Here is a 25,914-nt window from a genome sequence, read left to right as displayed (position 1 = left end):
TCCCCGGAGGGGCATGAACAGCTCGGCCCACGACCCGTACGTCCGGGTGCGCGGCGCCCGCGAGCACAACCTGCGCGACGTCGACGTGGACGTCCCGCGGGACGCGCTGGCGGTGTTCACCGGGGTCTCCGGCTCGGGCAAGTCCTCGCTCGCGTTCGGCACGATCTACGCGGAGGCGCAGCGCCGCTACTTCGAGTCCGTCGCCCCGTACGCCCGCCGCCTCATCCACCAGGTGGGTGCCCCCGCGGTCGACGACGTCCTGGGGCTGCCACCGGCGGTCGCCCTGGAACAGCGCCGCGGGGCACCGACCTCCCGCAGTTACGTGGGCACGGTGACGACGCTGTCGAACACGCTGCGCATGCTCTTCTCCCGCGCGGGCCGCTACCCGCGGGGCGCGGACCCCGTGGACTCCGACGCCTTCTCGCCCAACACGGCCGCCGGCGCCTGCCCGGTGTGCCAGGGGCTCGGCCGCGTGCACCGGGCCACCGAGGAACTGATGGTCCCGGACCCCTCGCTGAGCATCCAGGAGGGGGCCATCGCCGCCTGGCCGGGCGCCTGGCACGGCAAGAACCTGCGGGACGTCACGCGCACCCTCGGCCACGACGTCGACCGGCCGTGGCGCGACCTGCCCCCGCGTGACCGGGAGTGGATCCTGTTCACCGACGAGCAGCCGGTGGTGACCGTGCACCCGGTGCGGGAGGCGGGCCGGATCCAGCGTCCGTACCAGGGGACGTTCCAGAGCGCGCGGCGCTACGTGATGCACACCTTCGCCGACTCCAAGAGCCCGGCGCTGCGGGCCCGCGCGGAACGGTTCCTGGAGAGCTCGCTCTGCCCCGCCTGCGGCGGCAGCCGGCTGCGCCCGGAGTCCCTGGCCGTCACCTTCGCCGGACGGAACATCGCCGAGCTCAACGCGATGCCGCTCGCGCGGCTCGCCGACGTCCTGCGCCCGGCCGCGCGGGGCGCGGTGGACGACCTCCCCGAGGGCCCGCAGCGGCAGATCGCCCGGACGCTCTGCGCCGACCTCGTCGCCCGGATCGAGGTCGTCACCGAACTCGGCCTGGGCTACCTGAGCCTGGACCGCACGACCCCCACCCTCTCCCCCGGCGAGCTGCAACGCCTGCGCCTGGCGACCCAGTTGCGCTCCGGCCTGTTCGGTGTCGTCTACGTGCTCGACGAACCCTCGGCCGGGCTGCACCCGGCGGACAGCGAGGCGCTGCTCACGGTGCTGGTGCGGCTGCGGGACGCGGGGAACTCGGTGTTCGTCGTCGAGCACGACATGGACGTGGTGCGCCGGGCGGACTGGATCGTGGACGTCGGGCCGCTCGCGGGCGAGCACGGCGGCCGGGTGCTCTACAGCGGCCCGGTGGACGGGCTGGAGGCGGTCGCGGAGTCCGCCACACGCCGCTTCCTGTTCGCCTCGGGCCCCGATCCGGCCGCCGGGCGAGCGGTACGGGAGCCGTCGTCGTGGCTGGGCCTGCGCGGCATCACGCGGCACAACCTGCGCGGCGTGGACGTCGAGCTGCCCCTCGGGGTGTTCACGGCGATCACAGGGGTGTCGGGTTCGGGCAAGTCCACCCTGGTGGGGGTGCTCGCGGGGGTGCTCACCGAACACCTGGGCCCGGCCGCCACCGCGGACGACGCGCCGGACCCCGCGGACGCCCCCGGGGCCGACGAGGACGGCGACGCGTGGGACGGTGCCGGAGGCGGCCCGGCGTCAGGCGTCGTGGCGGAGGGACTGCGGGCGGTCGACCGCCTGGTGCGGGTCGACCAGAAGCCCATCGGCCGCACGCCGCGCTCCAACCTGGCCACCTACACCGGCCTGTTCGACGCGGTGCGCAAGCTCTTCGCGGCCACCGACGACGCCCGGCGGCACGGCTACAGGGCGGGGCGGTTCTCCTTCAACGTCGCGGGCGGCCGTTGCGAGACCTGCCAGGGCGAGGGCTTCGTCGCCGTCGAGCTGCTGTTCCTGCCCGGCACGTACGCCCCGTGCCGCACCTGCCACGGGGACCGCTACAACGAGGAGACGCTGGCGGTCCGTTACCGGGGGCGGAACGTCGCGCAGGTGCTCGGCATGACCGTGGACGCCGCGGCCGGCTTCTTCACAGACGTCCCCCCGGTCGCCCGGAGCCTGCGCACCCTGCAGGAGGTCGGGCTGGGCTACCTGCGCCTGGGGCAGCCCGCCACCGAACTGTCGGGCGGCGAGGCGCAGCGCATCAAGCTCGCCTCGGAGCTGCAGCGCGGCCGCCGCGGGCACACCGTGTACCTGCTGGACGAGCCCACGACGGGGCTGCACCCGGCCGATGTGGAGCTGCTGATGCGGCAGTTGCACGGGCTGGTCGACGCCGGGCACTCGGTCTTCGTGGTGGAGCACGAGATGGGCGTCGTGGCGGGCGCCGACTGGGTGATCGACCTGGGCCCCGACGGCGGGGACGCGGGCGGGCGGATCGTCGCCACCGGACGTCCCGCCCAGGTGGCCCGGGCGGACGGCAGCCGTACGGCGCCCTACCTGGCACGCCGGCTGACGGGCTGACGGGCTGACGGCCTGTGCGGACGGGGCGAGGCCGACCGGTCCGGGCCGCCGGATGCCGGCCCACCGTCCGTCCCCTCGCCCGCGCAGCCTGCCCGCACGGCCGGGTCCGGCCGGCCGCGCTCCAGGTGACGTCACCGATCCGCGGTGCCCAGTGGCGCCGCTCCCGGCGGCGACTTCGGCGGTTCGGCCCTCGCGGTGGACAACCCCGACGCGCAACGCGCAGAGCCGCTGCGGCCGCACCGCCCAGCGCCCGGCGCCCGGCCGCGGTACGCCCAGCCGACCTGGCCCGCCGCCCGGTGGTCCGGGGGTTCGGCGGCACACCGAACGGCGGCAACGCCCGTCCTCCGGCGGCCCCCGTCGCCCGTGGGCTCAGGCGGCGCGCCAGCCGCTCCAGCGCCGTACGGACATCTCGACCACGGGTCCCGCGGGCGGACGGCCGGCGTACTGGCCGTACTTGGCGGTCAGCAGGTCGACGCAGCGGGCGGCCGCGGGTGATCCTCCGCCCGGGCCGCCGGCCGGCGGGAGGACGCGGGCCGTGCCGTCGGCGCGGGCCCACCACAGCAGGTCCCAGTCCTCGTCGTAGTGGTCCGCGAGCAGGCACACCGAGGGATTGGCCTCGATGTTGGCCAGGCGTTTGAGGCGCGTCGTCCGTTTGGGCTTGTGGTCGACGGCCAGCGCGACCGTGTCGCCGTCCACGGCGAAGACCACCGGCACCAGGTGCGGCGTGCCGGCGGCGTCGGTGGTGGCCAGGCGGGCGACGCGTGCCGCGGCGAAGCGCTCGCGCGCCTCGCCGTCCGTCAGGGCCGGCATCGGGCCCTCCCCTCGTCGCGGCCGGCCCGGTCAGCGGAACCCGTCGGCGAGCGACGCCAGTTGGTCCAGGTGCGTCAGGGTCTCCGGTTCGGGCAGCGTCGGCAGGTACAGCAGGACCCGTTCGACGCCGAGCCGCCGGTAGCCCTCGAGCTGCTCCGCGCCGCCCCGGACCCCGTACACCGTCACGGGCACGTCCCGCCCGGCGACCTCGCGCAGCCGCTCGATGCGCGGGCCGAGGTCGTCCGGCGCGTTGCTGTTGGCGAGCCAGGCGTCGCCGAACTCGGCGACCCGGCGGAACCCGCCCTCGCCGCCTCCGACGTAGATCGGGGGGTGCGGCCGCTGCACCGGCTTGGGCCAGGCGAAGACGGGGTCGAAGTCGACGAACCGGCCGTGGAACTCGGCCTCGTCCGAGGTCCACAACTCGCGGATCGCGCGCAGGCGTTCGTCGGTGAGCAGCCCGCGCGAGGCGGGGTCGGCCCCGTGGTTCCGCATCTCCTCGCGGTTCCAGCCGACACCCACGCCGAAGACGGCGCGGCCGTCGGAGACCAGGTCGAGGGAGGCCACCTCCTTGGCCGTGTGGATCGGGTCGCGCTGCGGGACGAGCGCGATCCCGGTGCCCAGCAGCAGGCGCCGGGTGACGGCCGCGATCGCGGACAGGGCGACGAAGGGGTCGAGGGTGCGGTAGTACATGTCCGGCAGCTCGCCGCCCCCGGGGTAGGGGCTCTCGCGCCGGACGGGGATGTGGCTGTGCTCGGCGATGAAGAGCGAGTCGAACGCCCGTTCCTCCAGCGCGGTGCCGAGCGGGGCGGGGCGGACGCCCTGGTCGGTGATGAAGGTCGAGATCCCGATTTTCACGACGGCTCCGTGGGTTGCGGCGGCGAGGGGGTGGGCCCCGCTGTGCTCCCTACCCCTCCCCGGTGGCCGTGCGGCCACGACCACCCGGGAGGAGCATCGCGCCGGGTGCGGCTCAGCGGCGCGCCGCCCTCGGCGCCCGCCCGCGCCCGTGCAGTTCCACGGCGAGCGGCGCGGCGGTGAACACCGAGGAGCAGGTGCCCACGGCGAGCCCGATGAGCAGGGCCAGCGCGAAGTCCGCGAGCGACCCCTCCCCCAGCACGGCGAGCGCGGCGAGGATGAACGCCGCTCCCATCCCGGTGTTGACGGTGCGGGGCACCGTCTGCAGGACGGCCGTGTTGACGACGCGGGCGAAGGGGCGTCCCCGGTCGCGCCGGGCCAGTTCCCTGACCCGGTCGAAGACGACGACGGAGTCGTTGACGGAGTAGCCGATGACGGTGAGCAGGGCCGCGACGAAGACGCCGTCGACGGGCTTGCCGAGCCAGGCGAACACCCCGACGAGGACGACGACGTCGTGCGCCATGGCGACCACCGCCGCCGCGCCGAACGTCCAGCGGAACCGGGCCGCCAGGTAGACGAGCTGGGCGGCCAGCGCCACGACGAGGGCGATGACGGCGCCCCGGCGCAGCTCCTCGCCGATGCCCGGACCCACGGACTCGTCGCGGAGTTCTTCCACGTGGCCGCCGAGGCCGCCGATCGCGGCGGCGACGCGGTCCTCCTCCGCCTCGGTCAGCTCCGCGGTGCGCACGGTGAGGCGGTCCTCGCCCGAGGTCTGCACCACCGCCCGGGGGAACCCTTCCCGGGCGAGGACCTCGCGTGCCCGGTCGGCGCTCACCGGCCGGTCCGTGGCGTACTCGATGAGCCGGCCGCCGGTGAACTCCACCCCGAGGTCGGCACCCCGTACGAGGAGGCCCGAGCCCGCCAGGACGAGGACCGCCACGGACACGGCGAGCCGGCGCCTCGGGCGCCGCATCAGGTCGGGGTCGCGCCGGGTGATCCACTGCCGTACGGTGCCGATGCCCGCGATGCCGGACAGGTGCGGGCGCCGGCGCAGGGACGGGCGGGCCACGGCCAGGCCGGCGAGGGCCCGGGTGATCACCAGGGCGCTGAGCATGGACGCCAGGACACCGATGCCGAGCGTGACGCCGAAGCCGCGTACGGGCCCGGAGCCCAGGAAGAACAGCAGCGCGGCAGCGATGAGGGTGGTGACGTTGGTGTCGGCGACGGCGCTGAAGGCGTTCCGGAAGCCCGCGGTCAGCGCGGAGCCCAGGCTCGCGCGGCGCCGCGCCGCATACTCCTCCCGGGCCCGTTCGAAGACGAGCACGTTGGCGTCCACGGCCATGCCGATCGCCAGGACGAAGCCCGCGAGCCCCGGCAGGGTGAGGGTGGCGCCGAGGGCGGCCAGCGCGGCGTAGGAGACCAGGCCGTAGCAGGCGAGCGCGACGACGGCCAGGGCGCCGACGAGCCGGTAGACGGCGATGACGAACAGCGAGGTCAGCACGGTGCCGATGGCCGCGGCCCACACGGCGGCCGTGACGGCCGCCGCACCGAGCGTGGGGCCGACGGTGCGCTGCTCGACGGTCTCCACGGGGACGGGGAGGGCGCCTCCGCTGATCAGCAGGGCCAGTTCGCGTGCCCCGGCGTCGTCGAAGGTGCCCGTGATCCGGGTCGAGCCGCCGGTGATGCCGGTCCCGCAGGCGACGGAGGGATCGACCTGCGGGGAGGAGATCACCTTGTCGTCCAGGACGATCGCGACGCGCCGGGCCGGATCGCCGTCGGGGCGGCAGGCCGCCTCTCCGGTCAGGCGCGCCCACCTGTCCCGGCCCTCGCCCTTGAAGTCGACGTCGACGGTCCAGCCCGCGCCGGTGTCCTGGTCGAAGCGGGCGTGCGCGCCCTTGACGTCCCCGCCGGTCAGCAAGGCGGCGCGGAGCCGGAGCGACTGGCCGGACTCGTCGGCGAGTACGCGTTCCGCGGGGCGCCCGGGCGGCGGCGGGGCGGGGGGCTCGCCGCCGTCGCCGACGGTGCCGAGCACGGCGTGGAAGGTGAGCTGCGCGGTGCGTCCGAGGACGGCCGCGGCCTGCTCCGGGTCCTGCACACCGGGCAGTTCGACGATGATCCGGTGGTCCCCCGACTGCACGATGGCGGGTTCGGCGACGCCGAGGGCGTCGACGCGGCCGCGCAGCACCTCGACGGTACGGGCGGTGGCCTCGGCGTCCGCGGGCGCCGTGGGGGTCGAGCGGGTCTCCAGGACGATCTGGGTGCCGCCGCGCAGGTCGAGTCCGAGACGGACCGGGACCGTGGCGGCGACGTAGAGGGACAGGGCGACGGCAACGAGGGCGAGCAACGCCCGTACGCGCGTGGCGCGTGACACGGGGGCCTCCAGCAGGCATGGCGCAGCCGCACAGGGGCGGTCCGCGCAAGGGACGTGACGAGGGTGTGACGAAGCGTCAGATGCCTGTGGAGGAGGGCGGGGCGCGTCCGCGGCAGGGCGCCGCGTGTGCGGTCGGGCGGGCCTGGCGGTCCGGGGCCGGTCGTGTCGCGGCGTACGCCGGACCGGTGAGGCCGGTCCGGCCGGGGGCGACCGCGGCGCCGGGCGGGGGTGCGTGCCGCTCGCCCGGGGCGTCGCGCCACGCCCGGGCGGGCGCGGCACAGGGGGCGTACGGTCCCTCGGCGTGCGCAGCGGTGGCGTGCGGCCCGGGGTCCCGGTCGCCGGTGGCGGCGGTCGGCGGCGGGGCGTCCCCGGGGCCCGCCGCGGCGGCCGGGACGAGGAGCCAGAGGACGGCGAGAAGGGCGGCGAGCACCGCGCCCGCGGTCGCCGGCCGGCGGGGCCCGCGCGGGCGGGTCGCGGGGGCACGGCGCACCGCCATGCGGCACCTCCTCGCCGGTCGTCGGGGGTGGGACGGGACGTGCTCCGGGCGGCGGGCTCACGCCTCGATGAGGCCGGCCCTTATCGCGTAACGGGTGAGCTGCAGCCGGTCGTGCAGGCCGAGCTTGCCCAGCAGGTTCGCGCGGTGCCGGTGGACGGTCTTGACGCTGATCACCAGCGTCTCGGCGATCTCCTTGGAGGAGTACCCCTCGGCGACCAGCTTGAGCACCTCCTCCTCCCGCGCCGTCAGCACGTGGTCCGGGGTCTGCTCGCCCTGGCGGGCGCGGTCGAGGTAGTTGCGGATCAGGGCGGTGACCGCGCCGGGGTAGAGGAACGGCTCGTCGCGCATGGCGGCCCGGCAGGCGGCGACCAGGTCGCGGTCGGCGACCGACTTCAGCACGTAGCCGCAGGCACCCGCCTTGAGCGCCTGGAAGAAGTACTGCTCGTTGTCGTGCATCGTCAGCATCAGGATGCGCAGCCCGGGCTTGAGCGCGACCAGGTCGCCGGTCGCCTGCAGGCCCGTCATGCGGGGCATCGAGACGTCCAGGATCGCCAGGTCGACGTCCTGGGCGCGGGCCAGCGCGATGGCCTCCGCGCCGTCGCCGGCCTCGGCGACGACCTCCAGGTCCGGTTCGCGGTCGAGGATCAGCCGCACGCCGCGGCGCACCAGGGCGTGGTCGTCGGCGAGGAGGATGCGGATCGGGGTCGGTCGGGTCGGGGTCATGAGCGGTCCCTGGGGGCGGGCACGGTCAGCCGGACCTGGGTGCCGGCCCGTGGGGTGGAGGTGATGTCGAGCGCGGCTCCGAGGAGCAGGGCCCGTTCGCGCATGCCGCGGATGCCGGCGCCCTCGTGGACGATGCCGGTGCCGCGTCCGTCGTCGCTGACGCCGAGCACGACGCGGTCGCCGCTGTGGCGCAGGCTGACCTCGACGCGTTCGGCCTCGGCGTGGCGGGCGACGTTCGTCAGGCTCTCCTGGGCGACGCGGTACAGGACGAGTTCCGTCTCGCGGTCGAGCGAGGGCAGGTCGGTGTCGAAGCGGCGGCGCACCCCCAGCCCGGTGTGCGTGGCGAAGTCGCCGGTGAGCGAGGTCAGTGCGCTGACCAGGCCGAAGTCGTCCAGCACCGCGGGACGCAGCCGGCGGGCGAGCCTGCGGACCTCGTCCAGGCTCTCCCGGGTGATCTCCTGCGCCTGGTGCAGATCGCCGCGGAGCGGCTCGGCCGCCTGGCCCGCGGCCCGGTTCAGTTCGAGCAGGACGGCGGTCATGCTCTGCCCCACCTCGTCGTGGAGTTCCTGGGCGACCCGCCGGCGCTCGGCCTCCTGCGCGAACAGGACGCGGGCGCTGCTCGTGGCCCGCTCCTCCTCCAGCCGGTCCAGCATGGCGTTGAAGGTGCGGATCAGCTCGGGTACGCCGCCGTGGCCACGGGCCGCGGGCAGCCGCTGCCCCGGTCGCAGCAGGTCGACGGTGGTCATCAGCCGGGTCAGCCGGTCCAGCGGGGCGAGGCCGACCCGCAGCAGTACGGCGTTGGCGACCAGCATCACCGCGAGGCCGCCGACCAGGATCACCGCCTCGGCCAGCACCACGGGCACGGAGACGGTCACCGGGGCCCACAGCAGCAGTGCCGTGGCCGCGCCGAGCACCACCGCGTTCAGCCCGAAGATCCGCCAGAACAGGGACACCTGACGTCGGCCTCCTTCTCCCGCTCTTCCCTCGTCGCGCCACGCGCGCACAACCTGGCGCCCGCCTCCGCGGGTTCCGGCAGGCGGGCGCGGCCGTCGTCGGGACGGCCTGCGTCCAGCCTGCCCGGCACGGGTGCCCGGGTCGATGGGGTGCGACCCCCATCTCCGGGGTGGACGGGAGCCCGGCGGATGGGGTCCGGGACCCACAGGAGATGGGTGTCACGGCCGATGGGCGGACGCCGCCCGCCCCGCCATGGTGGGAGACGACCCCCCGCGTGGTCCCGGCCGGCGCCGCCCTCGGCGCCGGCCGCCCGCGCATCCGCTCCCCGGAAGGAGCCCCGCCGTGACCCCCGACACCGCCCGGCCCGGTCCCTCGCCCGGTCCGCTGCCCGATGCCCGGCCCGGCCCGCGTCCCGTCGGCATGTCCGTGCCCGACGCCCACCGGCGCCTCGAGCACGAACGCGACACCCGGCTGACCCAGCTGCGGGCCGTCGCCGAGGCCGGCTGGGCGGCGGACGACCACGTCATGGTCGTGCAGAAGGAGGCCATCCAGCGGGTGCTGGGCGAGATCGACGCCGCCTTCGCGCGCCTCCAGGACGGCAGTTACGGGGTCTGTCCCGACTGCGCCAAGCCCATACCGGCCGAGCGCCTGGAGATCCTCCCCTACGCGCGCTGCTGCGTGGCGTGCGGGCGCCGTGCCGCGTGACCCCGTGGACCGGCCGGAGGGAGGTGACGTGGTGAACCACCGGACCGCGGGCGACCGCGCCGCGCATCTGTCCGCCGAGGACCTCGCCGCGCTGCGTGCGAGCCTCCTCGAGCAACGGCTCTTCCGCCGGGAGCAGTTGCGGCAGGTCGCCGCGGCCGTCCCGGCCCCCGCGCACCGGCCGCCGGGCGGACGGACGACGGGCGGACGGACGACGGACGGACGGGCGGCGGCCCGCGAGGAGGTGCGCGCCGCGCTCGCCGCCTCCGCCCGGATGGTGCTCGCCGACGTCGAGGCGGCCCTGGAACGCATGCGCGCGGGCCGGTACGGGATCTGTCCGCTGTGCCGGGAGCCCATCCCGCTGAACCATCTGGTGGTCGTCCCCCAGGCCCGCTACTGCGGCCGCTGCCGGCAGGCGAGGGGGGCCGGGGCATGAGTACGCCGTGGCTGCCCGCGAGCCGGCGGGCGGGGTTCGCCATCGACCTCGGCAGCACCCGTACGCGGGTCTGGGCGGTCGGCGGGGGCATGGTGCTCGACGCCCCCACGGTGACGTTCCCAGGCACCGGCACCGGCGCCGCCGGCGGTCCCGGCACCCTCCACCCCGTCCGCCGGCGTGTCATCGACGTCCCCGGCACCGCACGGATGCTCGACCGGCTGCTCCGCCACCGGCTGCCCCGCCTCGGCCGTCCGCTGGTCGTGCTGACGGCGCCCGTCCTGGACGGCGTCGCCTTCCGCACCGCGGCCAGGGCCGCGGTGGAGGTCCTGCGGCCGCGCGCCGTACTGACCGTGCCGACGGCGCGGGCGGTGGCGCTCGCGGCCCGCGAGGACCCGTCCCGCCCGCTGCTGGTGGTGGACGCCGGCGCCCAGGTCAGCGAGACGGTCCTGCTCGTCGACGGCCTGGTGACCGACGCGCACCGCGCGACGCTCGGCACCGCAGACCTCGACGGCGGCCCCGGGGCCGCCGCACGCGTCGTCGACTCGCTGGTGGCCATGGTGGCGACCGTGCTGGCGGAGGACCGGACGGCGGCCGCGCCGGCCGCCCTGGCGCACGGCGTCCTCCTGGCCGGCGGGGGCGCGCTGCGCCCCGAGGTCGTCCTCCGTCTCTCGCGCCGGCTGGACGTCCCCGTCAAGGTCGTGCCGGCCCCGCACACCGCCGCGGTGCGCGGCGCCGCCGAACTCCTCGCGTCCGCCCGCCTCCACCCGTCGCTCACCGGCAACGTCCGCCCGCCCGTGGTGGGGTAGGCTCCGTCGCCGTCCACCGGGTTGCACGACCGGAGGCGGGATGGTGGCCTGAAGAGGTGTCGTGCCGGGGAGGCAGGGATGGCGACAGCGTCGATGCGTACGGTCCGGCTGTCCTCCAGGGACGTCCCGGCGCTCGGCCAGGGCACCTGGTACCTCGGCGAGGACCCGGGGCGCCGCCGCGAGGAGATCGCGGCCCTGCGGCTCGGGCTGGACCTGGGCATGTCGATCGTCGACACCGCCGAGATGTACGGCGACGGCGCGGCGGAGGAACTGGTCGGGGAGGCCGTCGCGGGACGCCGTGCCGAGGTGTTCCTCGTCAGCAAGGTGCTGCCGCACCACGCCGACCGCCGTGGTGTCGTCGCCGCCTGCGAGGCGAGCCTGCGACGGCTGCGCACCGACATCCTGGACCTGTACCTGCTGCACTGGCGGGGGCCGCATCCGCTGGAGGAGACGCTCGCCGGCTTCACGGAACTGATGGCCGCCGGCAAGATCCGCACCTGGGGCGTCAGCAACCTGGACGCCGCCGACATGGCCGAACTCGTCGCCCTGCCGGGCGGGTCGGCGGTGGCGGTGGACCAGGTGCTCTACAACCTCACCCGGCGCGGCATCGAGGGGGACCTGCTCCCCTGGTGCCGGCGCAACCGGGCGGGCGTGATGGCGTACTCCCCCGTCGAGCAGGGCCGGCTGCTGCGTTCCGCACCGCTGCGGGCCGTGGCGGACGGCCTCGGTGCCACGCCCGCCCAGGTGGCGCTGGCGTGGGTGCTGGAGCAGGGCGTGGCGGCGATCCCCCGTACGGGACGGCCCGAGCACGTGCGGGAGAACCGTGCCGCGGCCGACCTGCGGCTCCCCGCGGACGCGCTGGCGGCGCTCGACGCGGCCTTCCCGCCGCCCCGCGGACCCGTACCGCTGGAGGTGCTCTGAGCGGCGCCCCGCCTGGTCAGCGGGCCGGCTGTCCGGAAGCGGGTGCGGGGCCGGATGCGGGCCCGGGAGCGGCGAGGAACCGCTCGATGCCGAGGTCCAGGGCGACCTCCAGGTGCGTGAGCGAGCCCGTCGTCATCAGGATCGACACACCGCCCTGGATGCCCGCGAGCAGCGCGGCCGCGGCCCGGTCGGCGTCCAGCTCCGCCGCGATCTCCCGCTGCTCCTGCATGGCCCGGATGCCGCTGGTGATCTGCGCCTGCCACGACGCGAGGAGTTCCCTCGTCACGGCCTGCGCGCCGGGCGTGGCGGGGTTCAGCTGCGCGACGAGCGTGCCGAGCGGGCACTGCCGCCCCTGCCGCCGGTAGCGGTCGACGACCGCGTCCCGCCAGTCGTACCAGGCCTGCCACGAGGTGAGCGCGCCCAGGTACGGCTGCTGGTCGGACAGCACCCGGCCGGCCTCGTGCCGGGCGACGGCGAGCAGCAGTTCCTCCTTGCCGCCGGGGAAGTAGTGGAAGAGCTGGCTCTTGCTGGTGGCCGTGCGGGCGCGGATGTCGTCCAGGGTCGTGTCGACCGCGCCGCGCTCGCGGATCTCCTCCGCGGCCCCCTCGACGATGCGCTGCCGGGTGGCGGCGCCCTTGGCCGTGAGTCCCTTGGCCGTGAGTCGTGATGCCATGCCCCCATCGTGCCACTTTTGGACTTGCGGGTCCATTTTCCGGGTGGCACCTTGGCCGTTCCCAGCCGGTTCACGGAGAAAGGCGCGGAACATGACACAGCGACTCACCGGGCGGACGGCCCTGGTCACGGGATCCACCACGGGCCTCGGCGCCGCCATCGCGGCCGCCCTCGCGGCGGAGGGCGCGTTCGTCGTCGTCAGCGGACGCGACGAGGCCCGCGGTGCCGACGTGGTGGCCCGCATCGAGAAGGACGGCGGCTCGGCCGCGTTCGTCGGCGCCGACCTGTCGGGGGGCGCCGAAGCCGTAGGACGCCTCGCCACCGGCGCGCTCGCGGCGGCGGGCGGGCAGATCGACGTCCTCGTCAACAACGCGGCGCTCCTGCTGACGCCCACACCGACCGCCGACGTCCCGCAGGAGACCGTGGACCAGGCGCTGGCGGTGAGCGTGCGGTCGGTGTTCCTGCTCACCGGCCTGCTGGCGCCGCCCATGGCCGAGCGCGGCCACGGCGCCGTGGTCAACCTGGGCTCCATCAGCGGCATGCGGGGCTCGGCCAACTCGGCGCTCTACAGCATGACCAAGGCGGCCGTGCACTCGCTGACCACGTCGTGGGCCGACGAGTACGGTCCGCACGGGGTCCGGGTCAACACCGTGGCCCCCGGCCCGACCCTGACGGACAAGGTGGCCGCGATGGGCGAGCACCTGACCCCGATCATCTCCCGCATGCCCGCGCGCCGCGCCGGCCTCCCGGCGGAGGTGGCCTCGGCCGTCGTCTTCCTGGCGAGCGACGAGGCCTCCCAGATCCACGGCGCCACGCTCACCGTCGACGGCGGGTACACCGCGGTCTGACGACCGGCCGCCGACGTGTGGCCCGGCCCGCCCGTTGCCACAATGAGGGCATGACCGGCGCCGGCCGCTACGGGGAGCGCTTCTTCCGCCCGGAGGACGCCGGCGAGGGCGACCGCGTCGACCTCGCCGCCGCCACGTACGACGACACCACCCTCGCCCGCCTGCGGCGGCTCGGGGCGGGCCCCGGCCGGCGCTGCCTGGACGTGGGCGCCGGCACGGGCACGGTGGCGCGCAGGCTGCTCCGCGAGGCCGGGGTCAGCGAGGTGGTCGCCGTCGACCGGGACGTGCGGTTCCTGGCCGCGCACCCCGTGCCGGGGCTGACGGTGCGTCAGGCAGATGTGACCGAGGCCGACTTCCCGCCGGGAGGGTTCGACCTCGTCCACGCGCGGTTCGTGCTGATGCACCTGCCGTCCGCCGAGCGGATGATCGCCACGCTGGGCCGGCTGCTCGCCCCCGGCGGTGTGCTGGTGGTCGGCGACGCCGTGGACCTGACCACGGCGTCCGCCCCCGACACCCCGTACACGCGGGTCATGCGGGCGATGTGGCGCGGGCTGCGCGACACGATCGGCACCGACGTCACCCGGGTCCCCCGCTACCCGGGGATGCTCAGGGACGCCGGGCTCCGGTCGGTGGCGGCGGAGGTCCACGTGCCCCCGCTCCTGCCGGGCAGCGCGATCAGCCGGTTCTGGGCCGAGACGTGGGAACGGGCGCGGCCGACGATCACCGCCACCGGCCTGGTCGACGACGCCCTGGTCGACGAGGCCGTGCGCTACCTGGACTCCCCTGACTGCGCAGACCTGTCCCCCGGCCTGCTCATGGCCTGGGGCCGGTCGCCGCAGCAGGGCGTGCGCTGACCGACGACGCGTGTGACGGCACGGCCTACGGTCGCATCCCGAACAGGAATCGGGTCGCCCGCGTGCGGCGGACCAGGAGCTCGTACGCGGTGAGGGTGAGGACGAGGGCGATCACCACGAGCACGGCGTACTCGACCAGGATCGGCGCGGACCAGCCGACGACGAAGTACGCGACGGCGACCACGATCGGCTGGTGCAGGACGTACAGCGGCAGCACGGCTGCGGCGAGATAGCCGTAGACGCGCCGCCGCGTCGTCGGGGCCGGGATCGGCTCCGCCGGCTGTCGCGCCGGCCGCCGACGGTCGAGGAGGCCCGGGATGGCGACCACCAGGCACCATCCGGCCGCGCCGAACAGCGCCCGTGAGACGGTGGCCAGGGCGGTCGTCTCCGTGAAGGGCTCGTCGGCCAGGGCGAATCCGGGGCCCGCCGCCGCGAACAGCAGGGCGCCGAGCCAGGCCGCGGTCCCCGCGTCGCGCCGCATCACGGTGCGGAAGCGGTCGTCGCCGGCGAGTGCGAACCCGGCGACGAAGAACAGCAGGTACGACCAGCGGTGCCAGCCCGCGTACTCCTCCTCCAGCCGTGCGAAGGCACAGATCGCCGCGAAGGCGAGGGCCGGCAGCAGCACGACGCCCCGCCGGCGCAAGGTCGCCTCCGCCACCCGGTCGCCGATGCGGCGGACGCGCTCGCGCGGCAACCACCGGTGGAACGGCACCAGCATGAGGGAGAACGCCAGCAGGAGCACGACGAACCAGAGATGGCCGGTCTCGAAGTGCTCGCCCTGGACGAGGAAGGGGAACTCCTCGGGCTCCAGGTGCACGTCGTAGAAGCGGGGCAGGAAGCCGAGGTAGGACTCGTGGTAGCCGGGGTCGGCCGAGCGCAGCCGCAGCCACTGCGGCAGCGGGTTCAGCGCGAGGGTCGCGAAGAGCAGCGGAACGCCGAGCCGCAGCAGACGCTCCCTGGCGAAGCCGCCCGCACCGCGGCGCTGGAGCGAGTGCCAGGCACCGAGGCCGGAGATGAGGAACAGCAGCGGCATGGCCCACACGACCCCGAACCCGGCGATGATCATGATGGCTTCGGTGGTCTCGGAGTTCTTGACGTAGAAGTCGTCGTCGGCGGCGAACACGAGCGCCGAGTGGAAGAAGACCAGCCCGATCACGACCAGCATCCGGATCGCGTCCAGCTCCGGCCGCCGCTCCGGCCGCGGTGCCTGCGCCGGTTCCTCGCGCGTCGCCATGCCCGTCCCCCCGTCGCCTGTAGGTCACCAGTGTTGGAAAGGCGGCCGCCGGACGCCACCCCCGCGACGAACTCCGCTCACGCCGGAGAGCAACTCTCGGTACCAGCCCGGGGGACCCCGTCACCCATCCGGCCCACCGCGAGGTGCGGGCCCGCACCGCACCGACCATGCTGGACGGTGCAGTCGGAGGGCTCCGCTTCTCCCCCGCTGGGCCCTCATCGCCATGAGTCGGGCCCCTGCCGCAAAGGCGCGGCGGGGGCCTGCGGCGTCTGACGCGCCCAGAGCGCGGCCCCAGGTCGGGGGCGGAACGGATTGCCCGGGTCGGCGTGCACGGCCGCGGGGCCGAAGGTCATGCGGTCGTTGTGGTCCTGATCACGACGGGTGCGCACTTCCTGGGCTCGGGACGACCCGGTTCAGCCGCAGCGGCCCTCCCGGGGCTCCCCCGGACCCAGCTGTTCCATGCGCCGGACCTCCCGCTCCGCCGCTTCCAGGTGCCCGAGGTCGAGCGCCATCGCGGCACGCCCGGCGACGTAGAAGATGTCCTGGCGGATCCGGCAGTCCGGCCCCGGTTGCCCGCACAGGGCCAGGAACCCTACCTCGAGGCGGAGTTCGATACGGCCCATCTCGTCCCGGACCCGGGCCGGGACCGCCACGTGGCGGAGGTCCTTGGCGTAGTCACGCGTCTGCCGGTCGGCCTCGTCGGGGCGGGCCTCCACGGGGCGGTGGGGGTGATCGGCCCAGTCCGTGTCAGCCCACCGGACGAGTTCGTCCAGGTACGCGGAGGCGGTCCCGGGATCAGGGGGCGACGCGGAGAGGGCCGCGTCCGCGCCGACGACCAGTCCGGCGAGACGGCGTCGCGCATCGTCGTCCCCGGCCACGCACATCGCGATGAAACCCGACATCACGTCGAGCCTGCGCGACACCTCCGCCCGCTGCCAGATCTCGTACAGCCCCGCCATCCACCCTTCCCTCGCCGACCGACCGCTTCCCGCGCCCCGAACCCTATGCCGCGCCCCAGCCGGCGGGTCCAGCGGTTTTCCCGGGCCCGGCGAACGCCCTCCGGTGATCCTCATCGCGAACGTCACCTCGATCAGCACGCACGCGCACCGGCAGGGGATGCACGACCGGCTCGCGCGCAGCGCGGTGGTGTGCACCCGTTGGTCCGCGGCCGGGCGTCGTGCCGGCGGACCGCACCACGAACCCGGGTGAGACGACGTCAAGGCAAGGCCACAAGCGGGCAACTGACAATCACTCAGCGGCGGTGAACGTCCCGCTTGCCAGGTCGCCCCGCACCAGGGAGAAGACCACGAGGTCGACGCGGCCCTCGTGGACGAAGCCCGCGTTGCGCAGGACGGCTTCGCGGCGCAGGCCGGCCTTCACGGCCACGCGCTGGGAGGCGGTGTTGCCCGTGGCGGCGCGGAGTTCCAGGCGGTGGAAACCCCGGTCGGCGAGCAGCCATGTCGCGAGGGTGCGGGTGGCCTCCGTGGCGATGCCGCGTCCGCGCGCCCAGGGCGCGACCCAGTAACCGACCTCGCTGGTCCGCGCCCGCCAGTCGGTCCGCTTGAGGCCGACCGTGCCCAGCAGGCGTCCGCCGTCAGGGGCGGCGACGGCGAAGTGGATGCCGTCGCCCGAGGCGCGAAGGGCGTGGGAGGCCGTCGTGCACCAGGCCGTCGCGGCCTCCCGTGTGTACGGACGGGGCAGGGGCAGCCACCGCTGGGTGTCGGGGTCCGTGCAGCTCGCCCAGGTGTCGTGGGCGTCGTCCGGGGTGAACGGGCGCAGGAGGAGCCGCTCGGTGCGCAGGACCGTGTCGGGGAACACATCCGGTTCCGTCGCTCGCTCCGTCCGCCGCGGGCCGGGGGGTTGGGCAGACGGTAGCAGCAGGCCGCGGCGCACCGCACCCCCGCGCGTACTGTGACGCAACGTCACGGGCCGTGCGTCGAGTCGTGAGGGCCGGGCGGCACGACATTACGGACTTATCCACCCACTTGGCATATACAACTCCACAACCGAAAGCGGCCCCTTGACACTCCGCCCCCTGGGGTTCATGGTTCCTCACATCGCTCGTTTAAACCGGTTCAAACGCGAGGTGAAGCCATCCCTTCGCGTGGGTTGCCCCGGTATGCGAGTGCCAGAACGTGCTGCCTCCGGCGCCGAAGGTGCCGCCGGACGGCGTGCCCCCACGGGCACGCCGGTCGACGGGACCCGCGGCTGCGGACGCTGCCCCTTCCTTCCGCCGCCGTACACGGAGAGTCCGCATGGCCCGACGCCCCACGATCGCCGATGTCGCCCAGCTGGCGGGTGTGTCCCGGGCGACCGTGTCCTTCGTCCTCAACGACCGCCCCGGCGTGGCCGCCGCGACCCAGGAACGGGTGCGCGCGGCGGCCGGGGAGCTGGGCTGGACACCGAGCCGTAGCGCCCGCGCCCTGTCGACCGGGCGGGCCCGGGCCGTCGGGCTCGTCCTGACCCGTGAGCCCGACCTGATCGGCACCGACCCCTTCTTCCCGGCCTTCATGGCGGGCATCGAGTCGGTGATATCCGAGTCCGGCGACGGGCTCATGCTGCACGTGACGAGCCCCCGCAACGAGATGGACACCTACCGCCGCCTGGTGGACGACCAGCGCGTGGACGGGGTGTTCCTCACCGACCTGCGAGTCGGCGACCCGCGCCCGGAGCTGCTGCGGGACATGGGACTGCCGGCCGTGGCCGTCGGCGCCGACGACGGTGTCGAGGGGATCGCCACGGTCAACCTGGACGACCGTCCGGTGGTCGCGGGCGCCGTACGTCACCTCGTGGAGCTCGGCCACCGCCACATCGCCTACGTCGCCGGCCCCGAGGAGTACCTGCACGCCCAGCGGCGGCTCGGCGCCTGGCGGGACGCGCTCACGGAGGCGGGCCTGCCCCAGGGCCCGGTGCTGCCGGGCGGCTTCACCGCCGAGGGCGGCGCGCTCGCGACGCAGGCGCTGATCACGCGGGGCGAGCGGCCCACCGCCATCGTGTACGCCAACGACCTGTCGGCCACCGCGGGCATGGCCGTCGCCCAGGAGGCCGGCCTGCGGCTGCCCGACGACCTGTCGGTGGTCGGCTTCGACGACGTACCGCTGGCCTCCTGGACCCGGCCCTCGCTCACCACCTGCCGTGCCGACGCGGCCAGCTGGGGCCGGGCCGCCGCACGCGCCCTGATCGAGACCATCGAGCACGGGACCACCCCGCACGTGGAACTGGACCCGGCCGCGCTCATGGTGCGCGGCTCCACGGGCCCGGCCCCCACGGAGGCCGCGCGCCCGAACGCCCACCCCTGAACGCGCCCCGAACGCGACACCCCCGAACACCACCCCCGCAACGGCGCGCCCGTCGCGCCCACGACGTTCTCCGCTCCCCGGAGGGCCGTCACCGAGGCAGGACGACGCCCCGGAACGGCCGCTCCCCACCCTTTGAGAACACGGAGCCACCGCAATGAAGAAAACCCTCCTGACCGTCCTCTCCGCCGTCGCCCTGACCGTGCCGCTCGCGGCCTGCGGCAGCGGCGGTTCGGACTCCGCCTCCGGCGGCGACGCCCACGGGCCGATCACGGTCTGGTACTCCAACAACGCCCAGGAGGTCGCCTGGGGCAAGAGCATGGTCGCGTCCTGGAACGCCGCCCACCCCGACGAGAAGGTGAAGGCGCAGGAGATACCGGCGGGCAAGAGCTCCGAGGAGGTCATCGGCGCGGCCATCACGGCCGGCAACGCGCCGTGCCTGATCCTCAACACCGCCCCCGCGGCCGTGCCCGGCTTCCAGAAGCAGGGCGGCCTGGTGGCCCTGGACGACTTCCCCGGCGGGAAGAAGTACCTCGAGGAGCGGACCGGTGACCGGCTCTCCCAGTACGCGTCGCCCGACGGCAAGTACTACCAGATGCCCTGGAAGAGCAACCCCGTCATGATCTTCTACAACAAGGACCTGTTCAAGAAGGCCGGGCTCGACCCCGAGAAGCCGAGGCTCGCGAGCTACCAGGACTTCCTCACCACCTCGCGCGCCCTGGTCAAGGGCGGGGCGCACGCCGCCATCTGGCCGGCGCCCACCTCCGAGTTCTACCAGTCCTGGTTCGACTTCTACCCGCTCTTCGCGGCCCAGACCGGCAAGCAGCTCGTCGAGGACGGCAAGGCCCAGTTCGCCTCGGCGGACGGGGTGAAGGCCGCCGAGTTCTGGAAGACGATGTACGCGGACCGCCTGGCCCCCAACGAGCAGTACAACGGCGACTCGTTCGCCGACGGCAAGGCGGCCATGGCGATCGTCGGCCCCTGGGCCGTCTCCGTCTACGGCGACAAGGTCAAGTGGGGCGCCGTGCCGGTGCCCACCGCGACCGGCGCCGAGGCCAAGGGCACCTTCAGCGACGAGAAGTCGATCGGCATGTTCACCGCGTGCAAGAACAAGGGCACGGCCTGGGACGTGCTGAAGTTCGCCACCGGCAAGGAGCAGGACGGCAAGCTGCTGGAGGCCACCGGCCAGATGCCGATGCGGCAGGACCTCGCGGCCGCCTACCCCGAGTACTTCGCCTCGCACCCGGACTACAGGACCTTCGCCGAGCAGGCCGACCGCACGGTCGAGGCCCCGAACGTGCCGAACTCCGTCGAGATCTGGCAGACGTTCCGCGACGCCTACACCAAGTCCGTGATCTTCGGGAAGGGCGACGTCGAGAGCGCCTTCCGCGAGGCCGCGGGCAAGGTCGACGGCCTGGCGAAGCAGTGAGTCACGGCCATGTCCACCACGCACCATGACGTCCTCCGCCCCGGGCCGGCCCGGGGCGGGGCCCGCCCCCGGGCCGGCCACGGGCCACGCCCGCGCCGGCTGCGCTTCGCGGGCCGGCAGCCGATCGGCCTCGCCTTCGTCTCCCCGTACCTGGTCTACCTGGCCGCGATCTTCCTGTACCCGCTCGGCTTCGCGGTGTGGATCTCCTTCCACGACTACTTCTTCGCCGCGCCGGGCGCCCAGGTGGACCGCCCCTTCGTGGGGCTGGCCAACTACACGTCGGTCCTGACCGATCCGGACGTGTGGCGGTCCTTCGGCAACATCGCGGTCTTCCTGGTCATCAACGTGCCGCTGACGGTGGCGGCGTCCCTCGTGCTCGCCACCGCGCTCAACTCGAAGATCCGGGCGCGCTCCTTCTTCCGTACCGCCTACTACGTCCCGTACATCACCGCCAGCGTCGCCGTCGTCGGTGTGTGGCTCTTCCTGTTCAACTCCAACGGCCTGGTCAACAAGGCGCTCGGGCCGCTCGCGCCGGACCCGTCGTGGCTGGTCAACTCGCACCTGGCGATGCCGACCATCGCGCTGTTCGTCGCGTGGAAGCAGCTCGGCTTCTTCATCGTGCTCTACCTGTCGGCGCTGCAGAACGTGCCCGGCGAGCTGTACGAGTCGGCCGCGCTCGACGGCGCGGGCAAGGTGCGGATGTTCTGGTCGATCACGGTGCCGGCGGTGCGCACCGCGACGCTGCTGGTGCTGGTCATGGCGACGGTGACGGGCGCGAACCTGTTCACCGAGCCCTACCTGCTGACCAGCGGCGGCGGGCCCGACGGCGCGACGACCTCGCCGGTGCTGCTGATGTACCAGCGCGGTCTGCAGCAGGGCCATCCGGACGAGGCCGCGGCGATCGGCGTGATCCTCGTCGTGCTGATCACCGGGATCTCCCTCCTTTACCGCCGTCTGCTGGAGAGGGACTGACATGGCCGACGCACACGCCCCCTCGCTGATGCGCCGCGCCGCGCACCACCGGCCGCACACGCACTCGCGCGCCCGCCGGACCCTGTCGCGGCTGGCACTGCTCGCCGGGGCCTTCGCCTTCCTCTTCCCCTTCTACTACATGCTCATCGGCTCGCTGCAGCGCGAGCCCGACAGCAGCCCCGCGGGTGCCTTCCCGCGACCGGGGAACCTCTCCCTGCACAACTACGCGGAGATCAACTCGGCCATCTCGCTCGGCCGTTCCCTGATCAACTCCGGGATCTTCACCGGCGGCGTCATCGTCTGCACCACGGTCTTCGGACTGCTGGCGGGGTACGCCCTGGCGCGGCTCCACTTCCGGGGCAAGGGCTCCACCTTCGCCCTGGTGCTGCTGGTGCAGGTCATCCCGTTCCAGCTGCTGATGATCCCGCTGTACGTGCTGATCGTCCGCGACTACGGCCTGGCCGACTCCTACATCGGCATCATCCTGCCGTTCGCGATCAACACCAGCGCGGTCTTCATCTTCCGGCAGTTCTTCCTGCAGCTGCCGCAGGCGATGTTCGAGGCCGCGCGCATCGACGGCGCGGGCGAGCTGCAGATCCTGTTCCGGATCGCGATCCCGCTGTGCAAGCCGGCGCTCGCCTCCGTGGTGCTGCTCAGCTTCACCGGGCCCTGGAACGAGTTCCTGTGGCCGTTCCTGGTCACCAAGGAGCAGGACATGCAGCCCCTGGCGGTGTCCCTGGCGAACTACATCAGCACCGTCTCCTCCGCCGCCGCCAACCCGTTCGGCGCCATCCTCGCCGGTGCCTGCGTACTGGCCGCGCCCGCGGTGGCCCTCTACCTCGTCTTCCAGAGCCGCTTCACCTCCACCGACCTCGATTCCGCCACGAAGGGCTGAACCCGCTGTGAACGACCGCACCACCAGCACCGCCCGTACCACCGGCTCCGACAGCTCCGTGCCCTACCGCCTGACCCGCGTCGGCGTCGTGATGTCCCCGCTGCCCGGCGAGGCGAACGAGGCCGAGGGCGTGCTCAACCCCGCGTCCGGCCGCACCCCGGACGGCACCCTGCACCTGCTGCCCCGCCTCGTCGCGGAGGGCAACGTCTCCCGCGTGGGCCTCGCCGAGGTCGTGGTCGAGGCCGGCGTGCCCACCGGCGTCGAGCGCCGCGGCGTCGTCCTCGCCCCCGACGCCGGCTGGGAGCGCGGCAAGAACAACGCCGGCGTGGAGGACCCGCGCACGACGTGGATCGAGGCGCTCGGGCTGCACGTCATGTCGTACGTCGCCTACGGCCCGCTCGGCCCCAAGCCGGCGCTGGCCGTCTCGAAGGACCTGGTGACCTGGGAGCGCCTGGGCCCGATCCAGTTCGCCTACCAGGCCGACCTGGACACCGACCTCAACCTGTTCCCGAACAAGGACGTGGTGCACTTCCCCGAGCCCGTCCCGGGCCCGGACGGCGAGCCCGCCTTCGCCATGCTGCACCGCCCGATGTGGGACCTGGGCTGGTTCCGCCCCGGCGAGGGCGTGCACCTGCCGGCCGGCGTGACCGACGAGCGCCCCGGCATCTGGATCTCCTACGTGCCCGTCGCCGAGGTCGAGAAGGACCTCGGCGCCCTGGTCCGCCCGCGGAACCACCGCCTGGTGGCGCTGTCCGAGCACCCCTGGGAGGAGCTCAAGATCGGCGCGGGCCCGGCCCCGATCCGCGTCGAGGAGGGCTGGCTGCTCATCCACCACGGCGTGTCCGGCACGATCGACGACCCCTTCGCCCAGCAGCAGAAGGTCAGTTACGCGGCGGGGGCGATGATCCTGGACCCGCAGGACCCGTCCCGGATCCTGGCCCGCACCGACCAGCCGCTGATGGAGCCGGAGACGGAGGAGGAGCGTTCCGGCACCGTGCCCAACGTCGTCTTCCCGACCGCGATCGAGGAGATCGACGGCGTGCGCTACGTCTTCTACGGCATGGCCGACGCGCACATCGGCGTCGCCCGCCTGGACCGTGCCGAGTGACTCCGCTCGGTCTGGGCCTGGCCGGCTGCGGTGCGTTCGGCGCCTACCTGCTGGACGCCGTGGCCGACCTGCCCGGCGTACGCCTCGTGGCGTGCGCCGACCCCGACGGTGACCGTGCCGCCGCCCTCGCGCGGCGGCACGGCGCCGCCGTCCTCACCGACGCCGCCGAGCTGGCCGGCCACCCCGGGGTGGACGTCGTGGCGATCGCCACTCCCCCCGCCACGCACGCGGAACTCGCCGTCGGCGCGCTGCGCGCGGGCCGGCACGTCTTCTGCGAGAAGCCGCTGGCCGTGACGCTGGAGGACGCCCTGCGGGTCGAGGCCGAGGCCGAACGCTCCGCCGGGATCCTGGTCGTCGACCACGTCCTGCGCTACAACCCCGTCCTGCGGATGCTCCTGCGGCTCCGCAAAGAGGGACTGCTGGACCCGCTGGTGCGCTTCGCCTTCGAGAACGACGCCGCCGACGAGGACCTGGGTCCCGGCCACTGGTTCTGGGACCCCGCGCACAGCGGCGGCATCCACGTCGAGCACGGCGTGCACTTCTTCGACGCCGCCCGCGCCCTCATGGGCAGCGAACCCGTCGAGGTGCAGGGCACCGACGTCCGCCGCGACGGCGGCCCGGTCGACATCGTCGTCGCCACCGCCACCCACCCCGGCGGCGCCGTCGCCACCCACACCCACTCCTTCACCCACGCCCACCGCGCCGAACGGCAGTTGATGCGCCTGGACTACGGCTTCGCCGAGGCCCGGGTCACCGGCTGGATCCCGGTCCACGCGACGGTCACGGCCTGGACGGACGAGCACGGCGCACGCCGCTGGGAGGAACTGCCCGCACGCGCCGCCGACCTGCTGGCCGTGCCCGGGCTCCGGCCGCACGGCCAGGAGCGCGTCACCGTCACGGTGGAGCACGACGCGGGCCCGGCGGCGCCCGCCCGCGGCCGCGGTGTGGAGCGCGCCGTCCCGCACAGGGTGACCTGCGTGGTCGACCTCGGCGGTGAGGCGCGCAAGCAACACGTGTACGCGGAGAGCGTGCGCGCCGCCTTCACCGACCTGCTGCGCTGCGCGGCCGGGGGCGGCACCCCGGTGGCCGACGCGCGGTCCGGGCGGACCGCCGTCGCGGTGGCCGAGGCCGCCACCCGCTCGGCGCGGACCGGCCGCACCCTGCCCGTCCCGTCCGGCCCGACAGGAGCATGAGGAGCACCGTGAGCACCACCCATCCCGCACCGGACACGCCCTGGTGGCGGGACGCCGTCTGCTACGAGATCCACCCGCGCGCGTTCGCCGACGGCGACGGGGACGGCGTCGGCGACCTCGCCGGGGCCGCCGCCCGCCTGGACCACGTGGCCCGGCTCGGGGCGGACGCGGTATGGCTCACCCCGTTCTACCCGTCCCCGCTGGCCGACGGCGGCTACGACATCACCGACCACACCGGCGTCGCCCCCGACCTCGGTACCGAAGCGGACTTCGACGCCTTCGTCGCACGCGCCCACGGCCTGGGGCTGAAGGTCCTGATCGACCTCGTTCCCAACCACACCTCCGACACACACCCCTGGTTCCGGGAGGCCCTGGCGGCGGGCCAGGGGAGCGCGGCCAGGGGCCGCTACCTGTTCCGCCCGGGACGCGGCGTGGACGGCGAACTCCCCCCGAACGACTGGCAGTCGGCCTTCGGCGGGCCGGCGTGGACGCGTGTCCCCGCGCCGGACGGCGGCCCGGGCGAGTGGTACCTGCACCTGCACGCGCCCGAGCAGCCGGACCTCGACTGGCGCCACCCCGAGGTCGTGGCCGACTTCGAGCGGATCCTGCGGCACTGGCTGGACCGCGGCGTCGACGGTTTCCGCATCGACGTGGCCCACACCCTCTTCAAGGCCCCGGGCCTGCCCGACGCCGGGCCCGGACAGCACCAGGACATCCTGCGCAACCACCTGATGCCGTACCACGACCAGGAGCAACTGCACCCGCTGTTCCGTTCCTGGCGCCGGCTGCTGGACACCCATCCGGCTCCGCCCGGCGCGGTCCCTCCGGAGCAGCGCGTGATGGTGGCGGAGGCCGCCGTCTTCGAACCCGCCCGCCTGGCCCGGTACGTCAGCCCCGGCGAGATGCAGCAGGCCTTCAACTTCGCCTTCCTGGAGTCGCCTTGGGAGGGGGCGCAGTTGCGCGCGGTCGTCGAGCGGTCCGTCGCGTCGATGCGCGCGGTGGGGGCGCCCGTCACCTGGGTGCTGTCCAGCCACGACGCGGTCCGCCCCGTCACCCGCTACGGCGGCGGGCCGCGCGGCCGCCGGCGTGCCCGGGCCGCCGCGCTGCTCATGCTCGCGCTGCCCGGCGCCGCCTACGTCTACCAGGGCGAGGAGCTGGGCCTGCCGCAGGCCCACGTGCCGGACGACCGGCTGCGCGACCCGCTGTGGGAACGTTCCGGCCACCGCGAGCGCGGCCGCGACGGCTGCCGGGTGCCGCTGCCCTGGGAGGGCGCGTCGGCACCGTACGGGTTCAGCACCGCCGCCCGGGAGGCCTGCTGGTTCCCGCAGCCCGGCGACTGGGCGGACCTCACCGTCCGCGCGCAGGAGGACGATCCCTCCTCGATGCTCGCCCTCTACCGCTCCGCGCTGCGCCTGCGGCGCGCCGTACCCGTCCCGGCGGCGGCGGTGCCCGTCCCGGAGGGACCCGCCGACGGTTCCTGGTTCGCCTTCGACCGCGCGCCGGGGCTGCGCTGCCTGACCAACTTCGGCCCGGATCCGCTGCCGCTCACGGGCGGGGACGAGGTGCTGCTCTCCAGCGCCGCGCTCGACGGCCGCTCGGTGCCCGCGGACACCACCGTCTGGCTCCGTACGGGCGCGGGCATGCCCGCGTCCTGAGGCAGCGGTTCCGCGGCGACGGCGCGGGCCGTCCGGTGAACGTCCCGTCCGGCGGCGGCCCGCGGAACGCGGCGCTGCGCTGTTCGCGGGGAACACGAGCGCGCCGAGCGCGTCACGGAGCGGGTGCCGCGGGCCCGCCGGGAGCGGCTTGGTATAC

At 74.6% G+C, this 25,914-nt stretch carries 24 protein-coding genes; 14 read left to right on the top strand and 10 right to left on the bottom strand.

All coding sequences use genetic code 11. The features are described from left to right. Positions 1 to 13 precede the first annotated feature (13 nt). Entirely contained in the window at positions 14 to 2,530 is a 2,517-nt protein-coding gene (locus tag ACFZAU_RS03330; RefSeq protein WP_500550847.1) for an excinuclease ABC subunit UvrA, read from the top strand. Positions 2,531 to 2,899: 369 nt separating this feature from the next. Here ACFZAU_RS03330 and ACFZAU_RS03325 read toward each other — a convergent pair whose 3' ends face one another. The 6 genes from ACFZAU_RS03325 to ACFZAU_RS03300 form a co-directional block, all read right to left on the bottom strand. Continuing rightward, positions 2,900 to 3,340: a TIGR03668 family PPOX class F420-dependent oxidoreductase gene (locus ACFZAU_RS03325; RefSeq protein ID WP_500550846.1), complete on the bottom strand. Its 441-nt coding sequence runs from the start codon at positions 3,338 to 3,340 to the stop codon at positions 2,900 to 2,902. Between the two features lie 30 nt (positions 3,341 to 3,370). Further along, on the bottom strand, positions 3,371 to 4,195 hold the full coding sequence (locus ACFZAU_RS03320) for an LLM class F420-dependent oxidoreductase (protein ID WP_500550845.1): 825 nt from the start codon (positions 4,193 to 4,195) through the stop codon (positions 3,371 to 3,373). Between the two features lie 112 nt (positions 4,196 to 4,307). Continuing rightward, positions 4,308 to 6,563, bottom strand: coding sequence for a protein translocase subunit SecD (gene secD, locus ACFZAU_RS03315; RefSeq protein WP_500550844.1), 2,256 nt, complete (start codon positions 6,561 to 6,563; stop codon positions 4,308 to 4,310). Between the two features lie 76 nt (positions 6,564 to 6,639). After that, positions 6,640 to 7,059 (bottom strand): hypothetical protein, encoded by a 420-nt coding sequence (locus ACFZAU_RS03310; RefSeq protein ID WP_500550843.1) that lies wholly within the window; start codon positions 7,057 to 7,059, stop codon positions 6,640 to 6,642. Positions 7,060 to 7,116: 57 nt separating this feature from the next. Then, positions 7,117 to 7,782 carry a response regulator gene (locus ACFZAU_RS03305; protein WP_500550842.1) on the bottom strand — a complete coding sequence of 222 codons (666 nt, stop codon included), beginning with the start codon at positions 7,780 to 7,782 and terminating at the stop codon, positions 7,117 to 7,119. Then, positions 7,779 to 8,735, bottom strand: coding sequence for a sensor histidine kinase (locus tag ACFZAU_RS03300; RefSeq protein WP_500550841.1), 957 nt, complete (start codon positions 8,733 to 8,735; stop codon positions 7,779 to 7,781). The genes ACFZAU_RS03305 and ACFZAU_RS03300 overlap by 4 nt, the downstream gene beginning before the upstream one ends. Before the next feature lie 421 nt (positions 8,736 to 9,156). On the opposite strand from ACFZAU_RS03300, the gene ACFZAU_RS03295 reads away from it, so the two are divergent. The 4 genes from ACFZAU_RS03295 (at position 9,157) to ACFZAU_RS03280 (ending at position 11,601) form a co-directional block, all read left to right on the top strand. Further along, a complete protein-coding gene (locus tag ACFZAU_RS03295; RefSeq protein WP_500551115.1) occupies positions 9,157 to 9,441 on the top strand; it encodes a TraR/DksA C4-type zinc finger protein in 285 nt (94 codons plus the stop codon). 28 nt (positions 9,442 to 9,469) lie between these two features. Continuing rightward, on the top strand, positions 9,470 to 9,874 hold the full coding sequence (locus ACFZAU_RS03290; protein ID WP_500550840.1) for a TraR/DksA family transcriptional regulator: 405 nt from the start codon (positions 9,470 to 9,472) through the stop codon (positions 9,872 to 9,874). Then, positions 9,871 to 10,680 (top strand): hypothetical protein, encoded by an 810-nt coding sequence (locus ACFZAU_RS03285; RefSeq protein ID WP_500550839.1) that lies wholly within the window; start codon positions 9,871 to 9,873, stop codon positions 10,678 to 10,680. Before ACFZAU_RS03290 ends, ACFZAU_RS03285 begins: the two co-directional genes overlap by 4 nt. Positions 10,681 to 10,758: 78 nt before the next feature. Beyond that, the gene (locus tag ACFZAU_RS03280; protein ID WP_499605115.1) at positions 10,759 to 11,601 is read left to right on the top strand and encodes an aldo/keto reductase; all 843 of its coding nucleotides are present in this window, start codon (positions 10,759 to 10,761) and stop codon (positions 11,599 to 11,601) included. A 16-nt stretch (positions 11,602 to 11,617) separates the two neighbouring features. Here ACFZAU_RS03280 and ACFZAU_RS03275 read toward each other — a convergent pair whose 3' ends face one another. After that, positions 11,618 to 12,274, bottom strand: a complete 657-nt coding sequence (locus tag ACFZAU_RS03275) for a TetR/AcrR family transcriptional regulator (RefSeq protein ID WP_500550838.1) — start codon at positions 12,272 to 12,274, stop codon at positions 11,618 to 11,620. Positions 12,275 to 12,365: 91 nt separating this feature from the next. Between ACFZAU_RS03275 and ACFZAU_RS03270 the strand changes: the two genes are divergently transcribed. Together ACFZAU_RS03270 and ACFZAU_RS03265 are read left to right on the top strand one after the other, a co-directional pair. Beyond that, positions 12,366 to 13,121: an SDR family NAD(P)-dependent oxidoreductase gene (locus ACFZAU_RS03270; protein ID WP_500550837.1), complete on the top strand. Its 756-nt coding sequence runs from the start codon at positions 12,366 to 12,368 to the stop codon at positions 13,119 to 13,121. Between the two features lie 50 nt (positions 13,122 to 13,171). Further along, positions 13,172 to 13,975 (top strand): class I SAM-dependent methyltransferase, encoded by an 804-nt coding sequence (locus ACFZAU_RS03265; protein WP_500550836.1) that lies wholly within the window; start codon positions 13,172 to 13,174, stop codon positions 13,973 to 13,975. A gap of 25 nt (positions 13,976 to 14,000) precedes the next feature. On the opposite strand, the gene ACFZAU_RS03260 is transcribed toward ACFZAU_RS03265, so the two are convergent. The 3 genes from ACFZAU_RS03260 to ACFZAU_RS03250 form a co-directional block, all read right to left on the bottom strand. Beyond that, positions 14,001 to 15,209: an acyltransferase family protein gene (locus ACFZAU_RS03260; protein ID WP_500550835.1), complete on the bottom strand. Its 1,209-nt coding sequence runs from the start codon at positions 15,207 to 15,209 to the stop codon at positions 14,001 to 14,003. 413 nt (positions 15,210 to 15,622) lie between these two features. Beyond that, positions 15,623 to 16,168 (bottom strand): hypothetical protein, encoded by a 546-nt coding sequence (locus tag ACFZAU_RS03255; protein ID WP_500550834.1) that lies wholly within the window; start codon positions 16,166 to 16,168, stop codon positions 15,623 to 15,625. A gap of 289 nt (positions 16,169 to 16,457) precedes the next feature. Continuing rightward, on the bottom strand, positions 16,458 to 17,027 hold the full coding sequence (locus ACFZAU_RS03250) for a GNAT family N-acetyltransferase (RefSeq protein WP_500550833.1): 570 nt from the start codon (positions 17,025 to 17,027) through the stop codon (positions 16,458 to 16,460). Between the two features lie 437 nt (positions 17,028 to 17,464). On the opposite strand from ACFZAU_RS03250, the gene ACFZAU_RS03245 reads away from it, so the two are divergent. The 7 genes from ACFZAU_RS03245 (at position 17,465) to ACFZAU_RS03215 (ending at position 25,757) form a co-directional block, all read left to right on the top strand. Beyond that, a complete protein-coding gene (locus ACFZAU_RS03245; protein WP_500550832.1) occupies positions 17,465 to 18,508 on the top strand; it encodes a LacI family DNA-binding transcriptional regulator in 1,044 nt (347 codons plus the stop codon). Positions 18,509 to 18,662: 154 nt separating this feature from the next. Then, positions 18,663 to 19,934 carry an extracellular solute-binding protein gene (locus tag ACFZAU_RS03240; protein WP_500550831.1) on the top strand — a complete coding sequence of 424 codons (1,272 nt, stop codon included), beginning with the start codon at positions 18,663 to 18,665 and terminating at the stop codon, positions 19,932 to 19,934. Between the two features lie 9 nt (positions 19,935 to 19,943). Continuing rightward, entirely contained in the window at positions 19,944 to 20,906 is a 963-nt protein-coding gene (locus ACFZAU_RS03235) for a carbohydrate ABC transporter permease (protein WP_500550830.1), read from the top strand. Positions 20,907 to 20,934: 28 nt separating this feature from the next. Further along, positions 20,935 to 21,801 (top strand): carbohydrate ABC transporter permease, encoded by an 867-nt coding sequence (locus ACFZAU_RS03230; RefSeq protein ID WP_500551114.1) that lies wholly within the window; start codon positions 20,935 to 20,937, stop codon positions 21,799 to 21,801. A 91-nt stretch (positions 21,802 to 21,892) separates the two neighbouring features. Then, positions 21,893 to 22,909, top strand: coding sequence for a glycoside hydrolase family 130 protein (locus ACFZAU_RS03225; RefSeq protein WP_500551113.1), 1,017 nt, complete (start codon positions 21,893 to 21,895; stop codon positions 22,907 to 22,909). Next, positions 22,906 to 24,102: a Gfo/Idh/MocA family protein gene (locus ACFZAU_RS03220; RefSeq protein ID WP_500550829.1), complete on the top strand. Its 1,197-nt coding sequence runs from the start codon at positions 22,906 to 22,908 to the stop codon at positions 24,100 to 24,102. The genes ACFZAU_RS03225 and ACFZAU_RS03220 overlap by 4 nt, the downstream gene beginning before the upstream one ends. Further along, positions 24,099 to 25,757, top strand: a complete 1,659-nt coding sequence (locus tag ACFZAU_RS03215; RefSeq protein ID WP_500550828.1) for a glycoside hydrolase family 13 protein — start codon at positions 24,099 to 24,101, stop codon at positions 25,755 to 25,757. Before ACFZAU_RS03220 ends, ACFZAU_RS03215 begins: the two co-directional genes overlap by 4 nt. Positions 25,758 to 25,914 lie beyond the last annotated feature (157 nt).

The organism is Streptomyces sp. NPDC008238, from assembly GCF_042956445.1.
Lineage (GTDB): Bacteria > Actinomycetota > Actinomycetes > Streptomycetales > Streptomycetaceae > Actinacidiphila.
Note: the sequence above shows the minus strand (reverse complement) of the source record. Positions and strands in the feature narration are given on the sequence as shown.